The 13739-nt window shown below is 51.3% G+C and carries 6 protein-coding genes; 2 read left to right on the forward strand and 4 right to left on the reverse strand.

Going from position 1 to position 13739, the window contains the following annotated elements; translation table 11 throughout:
• Window positions 1–114: 114 nt before the first annotated feature.
• Both QZQ29_RS06315 and cdaA read right to left on the reverse strand, forming a co-directional pair.
• The gene (locus QZQ29_RS06315) at window positions 115–1035 is read right to left on the reverse strand and encodes a CdaR family protein (RefSeq protein ID WP_296961273.1); all 921 of its coding nucleotides are present in this window, start codon (window positions 1033–1035) and stop codon (window positions 115–117) included.
• Window positions 1032–1859 carry a diadenylate cyclase CdaA gene (gene cdaA, locus QZQ29_RS06320; RefSeq protein ID WP_296961275.1) on the reverse strand — a complete coding sequence of 276 codons (828 nt, stop codon included), beginning with the start codon at window positions 1857–1859 and terminating at the stop codon, window positions 1032–1034. Before cdaA ends, QZQ29_RS06315 begins: the two co-directional genes overlap by 4 nt.
• Before the next feature lie 795 nt (window positions 1860–2654).
• Between cdaA and QZQ29_RS06325 the strand changes: the two genes are divergently transcribed.
• Both QZQ29_RS06325 and QZQ29_RS06330 read left to right on the forward strand, forming a co-directional pair.
• Entirely contained in the window at window positions 2655–3350 is a 696-nt protein-coding gene (locus tag QZQ29_RS06325) for a hypothetical protein (protein WP_296961277.1), read from the forward strand.
• A gap of 27 nt (window positions 3351–3377) precedes the next feature.
• Window positions 3378–3764: a rhodanese-like domain-containing protein gene (locus tag QZQ29_RS06330; RefSeq protein ID WP_296961279.1), complete on the forward strand. Its 387-nt coding sequence runs from the start codon at window positions 3378–3380 to the stop codon at window positions 3762–3764.
• Between the two features lie 740 nt (window positions 3765–4504).
• On the opposite strand, the gene QZQ29_RS06335 is transcribed toward QZQ29_RS06330, so the two are convergent.
• Both QZQ29_RS06335 and QZQ29_RS06340 read right to left on the reverse strand, forming a co-directional pair.
• Window positions 4505–10963: a filamentous hemagglutinin N-terminal domain-containing protein gene (locus tag QZQ29_RS06335; RefSeq protein WP_296961283.1), complete on the reverse strand. Its 6459-nt coding sequence runs from the start codon at window positions 10961–10963 to the stop codon at window positions 4505–4507.
• 709 nt (window positions 10964–11672) lie between these two features.
• A complete protein-coding gene (locus tag QZQ29_RS06340; RefSeq protein ID WP_296961287.1) occupies window positions 11673–13427 on the reverse strand; it encodes a ShlB/FhaC/HecB family hemolysin secretion/activation protein in 1755 nt (584 codons plus the stop codon).
• Window positions 13428–13739 lie beyond the last annotated feature (312 nt).

Consider the following 13739-nt stretch of genomic DNA (forward strand, 5'->3'; position numbering starts at 1 on the left):
ACCGGCTGCTTGCTAGGCTTTGCCGGGCCCGGGCTTTCACCGGACTATACTATACACGCCGAACTGGCGCACACCTTTTGAACCCTTTGAACCTGGGCCGCCTCCGGCGGCCCTTTAGTCTTCATCGATTTCCACTGTCACATTCACCCTGGGTACTGCCACACTGCCGCCGGGCGGAGGGGTGACGGAGACAAGGCGGTGGATGTCGGCGCTGGCGCCGGTGACGTCGATGGGATCAAGGTCAAATGTCCTGTTATTAGCGAAGAAGGAGAAGGGAGCCGTCAGGGTAGCCACCGGCGGGGTGACTGTGATTTTACCTACTTTGTAGCCCTTGGCAGGGTCCCCTTTGGTTTCTATCTTGATGGGGAGGTTGCCCAGTTTGGTGGCCTCCTTCATCTTCACTGTCACCTTCACCTGGCTGGGCATGACATCCAGTCCGGTCACCGTATTTCCATCGGCATCCAGAATGTTGACGCTGTCAAATTCGGAGAAGCTCTTTTCCTTGCCCGCAATGTTGACAGATACCACGGCCCTGTCGGCCTTGGCAATCATGGTGGAGCTGCCGGCGATGGTTATGGTATCGGGAGTGACCTTATTGCTTTCTACGGAGAAATTCGTTTCCGGCGTTCCGAAAATCTGCACATTGGCAGGGAGTGTCTTCACAGCATAGGTATCCACATTCAGGTCGAAGGTTTTCGGCGTGACGGATACCACAGACTCATCACCCGGTACGGATACCAGGATGGGGGTATTGGGATAATCGCCGTCGGTGAGGCCCGCTAAATCCACATAGGCCTTGATATTGTCGGAGCGCATGTAAATCATGTCACTTCGGGACATACGAACCTTCACCTTCACCGTAGAGGGTACATTGGTTGCCACCAGGGAGCGGTCCAGATTTCTTGTTTCCACCGGTACGGTGTACGTATTTTCCACCTGGGGATTCTGCTCGTTCATCACATACACCCACAGGGCGCAGGCTGCGATGAGGCAGAGGAGTTTCGGAAGCCACCATTCAAATCTTGTGTATTTCATTTCAGGGGCCTCCATTTCTGCAGTACATCGCTGACGCCCTTCGGTTTACTGGTGACCAGATAGTTCCGAAGGATATTCTTCAGACTTTCCGCATCCTGACCGCGGTAAATATGGCCGCCGTAGGTGTAGGAAACGATGCCCGTTTCCTCACTGACCACCACGATGACACAGTCCGCCTGCTCGGACATGCCGATAGCCGCACGGTGACGGGTGCCCAGCTCTGTGGACAGGTTATGGTCACGAGTCAGCGGCAGGAGACAGCCCGCCGCCATGACCCGGTTCTCGCGGATAATCACGGCGCCGTCGTGGAGAGGCGTATTCACGATGAAAATATTTCCAAGAAGCTCTTTGGAAACGAGACCCTCAATGCGGATGCCCGTGTCAATGCGATCATCCAGCCCCACGCTCCGTTCAAACACGATAAGAGCGCCGATTTTATTGGCGGACATGGTCATGGTGGCAGCCACCACATCATCGATGACATGGTCCCACTCCACCTCATTCATGACACGGGAAGAAACATAGAACTTTCCCCGGCCGATCTGCTCCAGCGCCCGGCGAAGCTCCGGCTGGAACACCACCGGCAGCGCCACGATGAGCACCGTCATCAGCTTGTCCAGAATCCAGCTGACCACATGAAGCTGCAGCCACCCGGCAATCACCGTAAAAATTCCAAGAAACACCAGCCCCTTCAAAAGAGCCGTAGCCCGGGTGTCGCGGATTAAAATGTAAATACGATATAGAAAAAAGGCAACCACCAGGATATCCAGAATATCCCAGAGCCTCATAGTCATAAACAATCCCTGTATCTGCGTGAGAAACATAGGCATTCTCCTTTATAGCAAGCCGCATCAGCGGTCACATGATTCATATATTTAATGTTTTTATTGTAGCATGAATAGGAAGAGAAAGGAAATGGGATTTGAAGGACGCGCGGAGCGCGTCCTTGTCCGGCCCCTTGGGGTGCCGGACGGTTCTTAGGATTAACCGGCCTTTTGACACGCCTGTCGGCGTGAGGGTTCAGAGGGTTCAGAAGGTTCAGAGGGGTCAGAGGGGGTGGTATCGCCTTCGGCGATGAAGTTTTATAATTCTGCTTCGCAGAATAGAAAACCATACAACCGGGCTGCGCCCGATGGAAATGCACCCCTATCCCCGCCTGCGGCGGTACTTCCCCCGGAGGGGGAAGTTATAACAGCTATATGCTTTGTGCTACTTATGAGGTAATAAGCTGAGCGTAGAGCAAATCTGCCCCTCCGGGGAAGACGCCGCCGAAGGCGGCAGAAGGGGTGCATTTCCGGCGCCCGCAGGCGCGGTTGGCTTGTTTTCTCTACGCCCACAGGGCGGTTGTATGGTTTTCTAGTAACTGACGGCGCAGCCGCCCACCTTCCCCTCTGAACCTTGTGAACCTTTTGAACCCTCTGAACCTTCACGCCCTCAAGGGCGTGTCCATAAAAGGCGCCCACCAGAACCCTCGCGCCAAAGGCGCGTCAAACTTAAGCCCCTTAAGAACCTTCGGCCCGAAGGGCCGTCAACCCTCACGCCCGCAAGGGCGTGTCCCAAAGCCCCTTTACCATTCCCCTCTTCTCCATTATACTTACCTATAAGAGGAGGTCTTTCATATGGCTTTTACTTTAATCTGCCACGCCTGCGGGCAGAAGCTGACTTTATTTGATTTGGACGTGAAGAAACGGAAAGGCACGGTCCGCTGCACACGCTGCGGCGCGCGGATTTCCTATGATTTAGATAAAAGAAATATCCAGCAGTCCGGTTTCTGGGCTGCCGAGGAACCGGCCTTTGACAGCCGGGCGAAGAATCGGCTGGTGAACCAGCTGAAGCGGGAGGAAGCACGGAAGGCGAAGGCCGAGGGGAAAGACGCACCGGATGTGATTTCCATGGATACAAGCCCCTCCCGGGTCCACGATTTCGACGAGAACCCCTTCAGCGCCAAAGCGGGCTTTGCGAAATTTGACCTGAAAACGGGGCAGATTGTGGGAGACAATCCGAAAGAGCCTGCTGCCCCCAAACTTCGACCGGAAAAGGATGGCATTACCTTCAAAGTGGTGGACCGGAGTCACCAGAAACGCACCATCCGCGCCGCCCACTCCGCCCTGCCGTCCATGAAAAACGAAGCGAAAACGGCAGAAAAGACCTTTACCCCGCCGCCCCGTATCGTCACCCGCACCGCCCACCGGAACATGCAGCTCGTCCGCCAGGCCAGCACTGCCCGGGCGCCCAAGGCGCCGGTGAAAATTTCAAAGATCCAGTCCTTCTGGCAGAAGGTGAAAAACTTCTTCTCCTTCGGCCATCATTCATAAAGGTTTATTTCCAAAGGAGGAAATACCATGCACCACGCCATCTTCCTGTGCTTCGCACTTCTCATCCCCCTGGTCTTCCTGGGCGGCTGCGCTCCGTCCGCATCTGACGCCTACCACAAAATCACACCCCAGGCAGGCCATGAAATGATGAAAAAAGAAAACATCACCTTAATCGACGTAAGAGAACCAGCGGAATACCAGCAGGGCCACATTCCCGGCGCCCGCCTCATTCCCCTTGGCACCATCGACGACACCGTCACCGCCAAACTGCCGGACAAGAAAAAGCCCCTCATCGTCTACTGCCGCTCCGGCGTCCGCAGCAAAAAAGCGGCCATGAAACTGGTGGAACTGGGCTACACCGACGTGAGAGACATGGGCGGCATTCTGGACTGGCCCTATGAGGTTGGGAAATAAAGGGACCGCTTTGAGGCCCGGGTTCAGAGGGGAAGGTGGACAGCCGCTCCGCGGCTGAAGGGGCTTTGCCCTTCGGGCAAAAGGTTGTGTTCGCTCTCGCTCAGGGGGCGACGGCCCTTTGGGCCGAGGGTTGTGGTATCGCCCTTCGGGCGATGAATATATATGCCGCCAAGGGCGGCAGCAAAAACCGTATAACCGGGCCCACGGCCCGTTAGAAATGCACCCCTATCCCCGCCTGCGGCGGTACTTCTCCACAGGAAAGCATGTCACTGGATTCTCAGGTCGCTTCCCTCCCCTACGAATCCAGTTCGCTGGTGTAACTCCAGTTCCTTTGCCACCCCTGACGGGGCACTATGGATGCCAGGCAGCGTGCCACATGTCTCAAAGAGCAAGCGCCGCTAAAACTTCCCCCTCCGGGGGAAGTGGTGCGAAGCACCAAAAGGGGTGCATTTCCCACGCCCGCCAGGGCGGTTGTTTGGTTTTATCATAAGGGCGCCCCTTTTTTTGAGAGCGCCCTCCACGGCTTTTGCCCCCGCCGTGTCAGCGGCCACAACTCTTGGCCCGTGCGTTAGCACAAGGCCATATGCCCCTCTGCGCCGAAGGCGCAGGCCCCTACGGGAATACAGCCGTCCCAATCCCGGCCTCGGCCCGAAGGGCCCCCAAACCTCTCGCCTTCAAGGGCGTGTCATTAAAAAAACTCCTCCCTGAAAAGAGAGGAGTTTTTGATTGCCTTGAAACAATCAGTTGAAGTAGATGTACACACCCTTGAGGTCGATGAGGTCCAGGCCCATTTCTGTGTAGCCCACGTAGAGAGCTTTTTCAGAGAGGGACACGTTTTTGGTCTTATCGCCTGCGCGGACCACTTCTTCTGCTTCCTTGTCCTGCGGATGAACCTTGAGGGAAACGCCGTTGTATTCCAGCTTGAAGGTGCCGCTGCCTTCCTCGGTGGACAGGGTGGTGGTGAAGGTTCTTTCTTCATCAGGCACCTGGTCCGGTTCCGGCAGTCTCATGCCGGTGGCGGAGAGGACGAGCTTGTCCTCGTCTTCCCTGTGTTCCACGCCATAGGTTCCGTACTGGCCAACCTTTGCATCTTCCACGCGGAATACAGGAAGGGACGTTTCGATCTTGTTCCGCGGACGGTAACCGCCGCTGTGAGCCCATACATCAGGCTTTACAATGGGGTTGAAGGTGAGCTGGACGATACCGGTGGAATGGAAGATGTAGTTCTTTCCATAGGGGTCTACATCGGTGGTAGAACCATAGGTCTGTGTGCCATTAATGAAACTGTTCACATCGAAGATCTGATCATCATAGGAAATCAGATTTCCCGGCTTATAAGTGAAGTTTACACTATCACCATTAGCCATCTGGTCTTTCGGATCTTTCAGGATTGTCCAGGTCAAATCGTTCAGAGTAGAACCTTTACCGATTACCTCAGTGTAGATATCTTTTGGATGAACTTTGGCTATTCCTTTGATAGTTACATCATAGTTCTCGTAAGCATCCGTTCCATCACTGTGGACAATTCCACCACCGCTGTATTTCAAAGAGTCCGCATATTCTCCCACATCGGCTGTATCGCGATTTTTACGTTTTTCATTATATGGTGTGTTTGGATCTTCACTCAGGGAAATAGTAAACTTAGAGTCTTTAGAAATATCAAGCTTATCTCCATTTGCAAGGTCCGGGCGAACGATTTCGCTAAAAGTTGTACTATCCTTTTCACCATAAATCTGGTTCATTTCATTTTTAACAGTAATGGCTTTTTTGGAAACAATAGAGTTGCCTGGATTCACCACTTTGATGTTGTAGTTGTCCAGCGTCTTGGAGGTAGTACCTGTGATCTTGTAGCTGCTGCCTGCATCCTGAGTCTTGACATTTTCGTTATTGGGATCGGATTTTGCCCCACCGTTCACATAGGTGAAGTCGCTGTCTTGGAGGACATCGGTGATGGCCTTTGCGTCATCACCATTAGTCAACCCCTGGAGATCAGACTTGTCCTTTTTATACCCATAGGTCTTCTCATCAAACTTCTGACCATAGGTGGTAGAGACATCTTTCAATGTCAAGGTCAAGTCTGCCTTTTCAATCTTTTCTTTACCTACAACACCTTCCGTTACCGTATAATTCGTCAGGTCAGTCTTAAATGCAGCTTTGATGTCATAGCCTGGATCTGTATTCGCATTACCGGTTTTAACCTTACCGTCGTCACCGGTAACCAAAGCATCAGATTTTGTGGACAGATTCATTTCTTTCAGGATATCATCATAGCTATCGCCATTGACCGTCTGCGCTGTGCCGCCTGCCACATGGAAGCTAGCTGCATTGTCCACATTAATATCATTGGCCACGTTGGTCACATCACCGTACGTACGGGTCTTTCCCGTTGTATCAACCACCAGGACAGCCTTGTTTACGGTTGATTTACCAGATGTAAATGTCACCTTGTAATCCTGCAGAGAAATCGTATCACTACTAGAAATCGCGTAATTCGCACCTGCATTAGCCGTGTAAATACCTTTTGTATTTTTATCGGCGTCTGTCACAGCACCGGTGTTATTGTAGTGGATTGCATCGTTTTTGATGTTATCTGTTATTACAGAAACATCATCGCCATTTTTCAGGAGACCTTTCAGATAATCAGTATCCTGATTATACCCATAGGTCTTCTCATCAAACTTCTGACCATAGGTGGTAGAGACATCTTTTAACTGAAGAACCAAATCTGCCGGCTTCACCGTGATGGTACCACTGCCAGTAACTTCGTAGTTAGCGGAAGCATCGCTGTCATCGCTGGCCTTTATTTCTGCGCTGGAAGTCAGGTACTGTTTTTCATAGCTGCCTGCGTGAGCCGTATCGTTGCTGCCTTTGCTGGCAGCATAGCTACCGTCGGTGGCAATGGTATATTGGATATCGCCCAGTGTATCTCCGTTCACCAGCTGGGTTTTGTCGTAAGAAGGCTTCCCATTGGTCACCGCAGTATTGCCATAGGTCTGGGTGCCATCGGTGCTGATATTCAATGTTTTCCGCTTGATTTCTACTTCCCCATCATTGGCAGCCTTGTCGTACCCGTTCAGTGTCTTGACTCCATCCTGATAGGTCACATCCATCACATAGAAGGCTCGGTTGTCATCGTCAGCCTTCTTGTATTCATTCGTTTCTTTTCCATCTGTACCTTTTACTTTTTCATTTCCTTTGGTACGAGTGGCCGTTTCTTTAGCTCCGTCACTGGATACGCTGACCGTAGAGAGGCCTTTCTTCGTGCCGCCTGAACTGGTCACATAGGTCAGATAATCGGATTCATTAAAGTTTTTGAAGCTGGTAACATCAATGTCATTCTTTTGGGAATACTTGTAAGTTGCCTTAGAGGTCAGCGTGTCCGCCATTGCTTTTTCAGACAGGGAATCTCCATAGGTCTTGGAAGCATAGCCACCGGAAATGGTGATCACCGGAGTCACCTGGAAGATGAACTTGTTGCTGCTGTTATAGGTATCGGTATAGTTCGTCAGCATTTTATTAGAACTATTGGTAGTCACGGTGGTATTGGCAGTGGATTTGGCCGTCCACTGGGCATTGGTACCGCTGATCAGATTGCTGCCCAGGCTAGTACCGTAGTCGCTGGGGGAATTCACATAGACCTGCCAGGTACCGTCGGTACCGGTAGTAATAGCAGAGTATTTCGGATCCGTAGAGTTGACCAAAGAGCCCTGGCTTCCCTGGGCATCGATAACGACAGCTCCCTTCTCAGTGCTGGCAGCAGCCAGGGTGCCTGCCGTAGCATTACCGTCATAGTCAACGCCAGCTCCCAGAGTAATTTTGCCTTTGTCTCCGGTAGAAGTAAGGCTGATTTTGCCGCCGCGGGTAGTCGCTGTACCATCAGTCTTAGAGACATTATAGGTATTGGACGTAATACCGTGCACTTCGATATTACCGGCAGATTCAATAGTTACGCTATCCTTGTATTTATCATCCAGGGTAGTAGAAGTATCCGTTTTAGGACTTTCACCAGAATGGATTTCTCCGCCTACGGTGACGCCATTTCCGGAAATGTACAGCCCATGGTCCACATATACAGTACCATGATAATAATTAGTAACGTTGTTATTGTCTGTTCCTATAGTCACTGCGCCGGTGCTTTCGATATTTACTGTATCGAGAGCCTTAGCTTTACCAATATCTCCCTGAAGTTTGACTTCACCGTTTCCGGCTTTGATATTCAAGCTGGAATTGACCAGGTTCTTTTCCTGAACAAAACCTTTAGCCCAAGCACTCTCAGCACCACCATAGCCGCCAGCCATAGAAGAATCATCCCACTGGCTATTTGCACCATATCCTACAGTCAGGAAGGGGCCGCTGTTATCCGGCTGTGTTCTTGTAACTCCACCTGCAGGCCAAGTTGACCAGTTGACGAATCCGTATACATCGGTTCCGCTGTTATAAGTAGTATTTCCCTTAGAATCTTTGTAAGTTTTCGACCAATCAGAGCCAACATTGCTATAGAACTGTGTGCCTTTACCATCATTAGCTTTCCCTTCAGGACCAGTTACCCAGTACATACCATTTGAATACAGTGGATCATCCGGTAAACCATAGTAGGAATAGGGCAATTCCCTATCTTCGATTGTACTCCCTTTCTTGTTAAGAACGCCAGACCCCCTGGCGCCAACGAAGAGCGCGGTTGATGATTCAGGAGCAGACAAAGAATTTTCCAGTATCGTGGTGAGGGTGGCCAAATAGGTATCACCAACAGTAGAGCCGCCTTTCGTACCTCCCTGTGCCAAGTTCTTAGCAACAAACCAGTTGACAGATAGCAAATCATTAATATCTGCTGTCAAATTAGCCAGCAAAGTCGGATTCGACTTGATTGCTGCCACAATTGTTGCATTATCATCCTTTGTCGGATCGACACTGCCGTATTTTGCTTTAAAATTATCTGGCGCTGCTATCTTATAATACGTAAGGAATTCTTTGACTGTCATGCTGTCTTCAACACTTGTCCCAGTCACTTCCACAGATGTCCAACCGGTACCTTTGGTAGGTGAATACCCTTGTCCATTTCCAGTCCAACGGGGATCTTCTGTATTAGCTTCACTATAGGTATAATGCGGGCCATCAATCACTTTAGCCTCTGTAGTCGTTTCATAGTTACCATTTGCATCGACCTTGTACGTTCCATCCGGGTTTGTCACATAATTGACAGCCTTATAATGATACGACGGAACTGTACCTGCTGCTAAGTATTTGTCAACAAGACCAGATTCCTTAATCAGGTCGTTCCATGCATCTGTTCCATAAATATATGTAGCATAGCTGTTACCGGAGTTAATAATTCCTGTAACTGTAACACTGCCACCTATAGAATGACCATCAGCATCTTTTACAGTATTTCCATCTGCACCTTTCTCAGTAGAATCCAGATTCAATGTACCACCAGCAAGACCGATGGCCACTTCACCATTTAAAGTAATACTACCGCCTTTGGTTGTGATAGAACGATCAGCCTTAGATCCATCTGCCACAAACTTATCATTAACATTACCAAAATATGTACCCACAGTAACCTTGCTTGAATCAACATTGGAATCTTTACCAAGTGTTCCTAAATCATAGCCTTTTGTCGTGCTGGTAGCCTTAGGCGTATACACAATATTTCCACCACTGGTAGATGTGAAATTACCACCATTCGTATTAATATTGGCATTAATAATAACAGCACCGACTTTATTGCCATTGGTATCGGAATTCAAAAATACATTCAATTTACCGCTCTTCGATGTAATATCCTTATTAATAGTAATATTACGCATGGCATCCATGGTTAAAGTAGCATCAGTCCCTGATTCTTTAGTAATGGGAGAGTTGACTGTAATATTTGCCACCCCGTTGGTCGCTGCCGCCTGAATGGTTACATCTGTTCTATTATCGAGCAGGTCTTTGATTGTCTTCGTCTTAATCCATGTAATACCAGTGCTTGTAGCCGATGCATCAGCAGTTTCCTTAGAAACTGGATCGTAATATCCAATCGTTGTATTGCTGGATAAGCTGCCATCTGTCTCATATTTTTTTATATCATATTTCGTTGAATCATAAGTCGTTGTCGGGTCCTCATCCGCAATAATCACGTCCAGCGGGTCCAGGAGCCATTCGCCGGCTTTGCCGTTTACGCCTTTGGCGTCGATGTTCAGGTTATCTCCCAGGTCCAGTACGTCACCGGAGGTTTCGATTTTGCCGCCGTTTACATCACCCTTTGCGAGGAGGTTTGTGCCGTCGTGGACGATGGTTTTCTGTCCGATGACTTTGATATTTCCTGCATCCTGGCCAACACCTTCGCCGGAGGCGTCGAAGGTGCCGCTGACTTCTACCTGGCCTTTATCGTTTCCTTCGAGGAGAATCTGACCTTTTTCGTTTTTGCGGAGGGTCCTGGCCTGGAGGGTGCCTTCGTTGTTGACCACGGTGCCCATGACGTCGGAGGCGCTGTCGGCGGTCATGACGATGGTGCCGCCGTCGGCGGTGATGGCGCCTTTGTTGAGGGCGCTGGCTTCGGCCACTTTGCCGTCTACGGTGAAGTTCAGTTTGCCGTCGGTGTCAGGGGTGAGGGTGAGGGTGTCCGTTGCCGCCATGAGGACGGAGCCGCCGTTACTCTTAATGGTGCCGCTGTTTTCTACTTTGGCAGCATGAAGGGCCACCAGGCCGCCTTCGGCGTTGATGGTGCCTTCGTTGATAATTTTTCCATCGGAAACGCCGCCCAGGGTGAAGGCGCCTGTGCTGTTTCCGAATTCTTTCATGAAATTATCCTTCACATGGGCCGTGGAAGCCACGAGGCCTCCTACGTCGATGGAGGCATTTTTGCCGATGACTACGCCGTTAGGATTCACCAGGAGCACATGGCCATTGGAGAGGAGACTTCCGTCGATGACGGACTGCTGATTGCCGGTAACGCGGTTCAGGGCCAGTGCATCCTTTCCGGGCTGCTGGAAACGGACGGTTTCATCTTTTCCTACGTTGAAATTGGTCCAGTCCATGGCCAGGTGTCCGGAGTCCTGGCGGATGGTCATTTCCCTGCCGTTCTGGGAGACAGCGCCTTCACCGGAGCGGATGACACCGCCTTCCGGCATGGCGTCTACGCTGGAGGCACCCAGAGAAAGGGCAGACATGACCAGAAGAGCCAGTGTCTTTTTCCAATGTCCATAGTTGTGCATTTTCGTTTTCTCCTTGTATGATGAATTGGTTTATAGTAAGGCCATGAGGCCGTTTTTATTTTAATAAAGGGGCGCGCCTGACGGCGCAGGTTGTATAGAAAGGTTGTGTTCGCTTCGCTCAGGGGGCAGCATTGGAGCCGCTCTGCGGCCCGGGTTCAAAGGGGTCAGAGGGTTCAGAAGGTTCAGAGGGTTGTGGTATCGCCCTGCTGGCGATGAGTTTTAAAATTTCGCTTCGCGAAATGGAAAACCAAACAACCGGGCTGCGCCCGTGGAAATGCACCCCTTCTGCCTACGGCACCTCCCCCGGAGGGGGAGGTTTGCTCTACGCTTAACTTTTATCTCATATGTCGTGGACAGCATTTCGGAGATTAGCCACCTCCGGTGGCTTTCCCCCCTTTGGTGCCTTACGGCACCACCTTTCCCCCTGACGGGGGCACTATGGATGCCAGGCAACGTGTCACATGTCTCTAAGAGAAAGCGCCGCTGAAACCTCCCCCTCCGGGGAAGGTGCCGCCGCAGGCGGCAGAAGGGGTGCATTTCCAACGCCCGCTAGGGCGGTTGGCTTGTTTTCCCACGCCCGCAAGGGCGGTTGTTAAGGTTTTATCCAAACTGGCGTCCCTTATTTCAAAGGACGCCTACCACCACCCTTTGAACCTTGTGAACCTTTTGAACCCTCTGAACCTTCAGGGAAGCTCCGCTTCCCTGTCCTTTAGAAATAGAATCCGCCGCGGATCCAAAAGCGTCCGTTGTTGTGGCTGGTGTCGCTAACGGGGTCTTCTCCGCCCAGTTTCCATGCGTAGTCGGCGCGGATAAACCAGTCCTGCCAGCGCTGCCAGATGATGCCTACGCCTAGTCCCTGGAGGTTTCTGTGGTTTTTACTGCCGGAGTTTCCTCCGTTTCTATCGATCCACACGCCGCCGTGTTCTGCGTAGAAGGCGAGCTGGAGCTGCTGGTCGTGGGCTTCTACGGGGATGAGCCAGCGGTATTCGGCTCTGGTAATGTAGCCGCTGTCGCCGGAGCCTTCACTGGTGGGGTAGGCTTTCACGCCGTAGGGACCGCCCAGGGAGAAGTGTTCCGAGGAGTCCAGGGGCGTGAAGGCGTACTGGCCATAGGCGGAGAGGAGGAGGTAGGAACGGTTGTTAATGTTCTGGTGTCTTTCGATGCGTCCGCGAATCTTGGAGTAATCACCGTTGGTGTCAGGGTCGCCGGCCATCCAGCGGGCGTAGAGGTTATCGGAGTGGAAGGCTTTATTATTGATGTGGCCCAGTTTCCAGTCCACCCTCCAGTCCGTCATGCCGGCGGTGTCCTGGTCGTCGCCGTAAAGGGAGAATATCAGGGCGTTTCCGTTCTTGTCACCGTAGGTGGCATCGAAGGCTCTGTATTCGTCCTTGATTTCACTGTGTTCGAAGCGGATGCCGGTGTACAGGTTATGGCGCCGGCTTCTCCGGATGGCGTAGTCCAGGCCCAGGGAGGTGACCCGGGAGGTGCCTACGCCTTTATACATGGCCCATTCGTCGCCCATGTCGTAGCTGAAAACGTTGTAGCCCACGGTGAGCTTCAGGCCGTCCTTGGCAAGGGGCATAATGTAGTTGGCGCCCCAGTTGAACATGTGGCGGCCGGTGGTGGAAATGGATGCCATGAGGTGGTCCCCGTTTCTGGCGGGGTTCCAGAAATCATAGTCCAGAGAGTATTCGTTGTAGCCCATGGCCCGGCTGCCGTAGTTATCGGCGGAAATGAGGCCGTGTTTGCCTACATAGGGCTCCACAGTCATGTCCAGTTTCACCGTGCCCGGCTGGCTGCCTTTGCTCAACGCCACGCGGGCGTCGGCGCCGGCCATGTCGGAAACGAGCCACACCGCTCTTTCCAGCTTGTCCCGGGTCACGTATTCCCCTTCCTTCACCGCCTGGGCCTGTTTCTCGATGGCGCTGTCCCGGATATTCGTCTTGTTCGTAATGGCTGGCCTGTCAAAGCGGCCGATTTCCACGCGGTAGTGGACGACGCCGGCTGTCACATCCTGGGGCGGGATATAGGTCTTTGCTACGATATATCCTTTCTCACGGAAATAGCGGGTAATCCGGTCCGCTCCGTCCTGGATATCTTTGAAGGAGAGTTTTTTCCCTTTCTTGTCGGCCAGAAGGGCCTTCAGCCTGTCTTCCGGGTACACATCCTGTCCATCAATGATGAAATCCTTCACCAAAACCTTTTCCGATTCAGGAATGTTCAGGGAAGGCGTTTCCTCTTCCGGTGTTTCCACCTTTGACACGCCGGTCCGGGTTTGGGAAATCTGACGCTGCCGGTCCTTCCATTCATTCCGCCGCATCATAGCCTCTGCCTGGTTTCTCCCGGCCTCCATGGCAGTGCGGGCAGAGTCCGGAATCACCGGCGGTTCTGCAGCCAGCGACACAGCCGGCATGGCAGCCAGGGCGGCCAGGACAAGAAGCATTCTCTCTTTCTTTCTGTTCATGATAACGTATTCCCCTTCAGCAAAGAATTGATAACATTTTGAAAATCAGAAGTTTCCTATATGATTTATTTTCTATGAATAATGATAATTATGTGCATCATTTGCATCATTCATTTAAGTCATGTACTTTTATACATGTATTATATACTAAAAAATAGGCCTACTCAAGAAATTTCATGGATAACAATGCATATTTCTTATTTATTTCTTTAATGATTTAAATGAGCAGCTTTCGAAGCGTATTGAATATATTCATTCTATTACTTCTAATATCGAACTACATCGAGTATTATAGTTGATAAAAAATGCATA

The organism is uncultured Dialister sp., from assembly GCF_900538805.1.
Lineage (GTDB): Bacteria > Bacillota > Negativicutes > Veillonellales > Dialisteraceae > Dialister.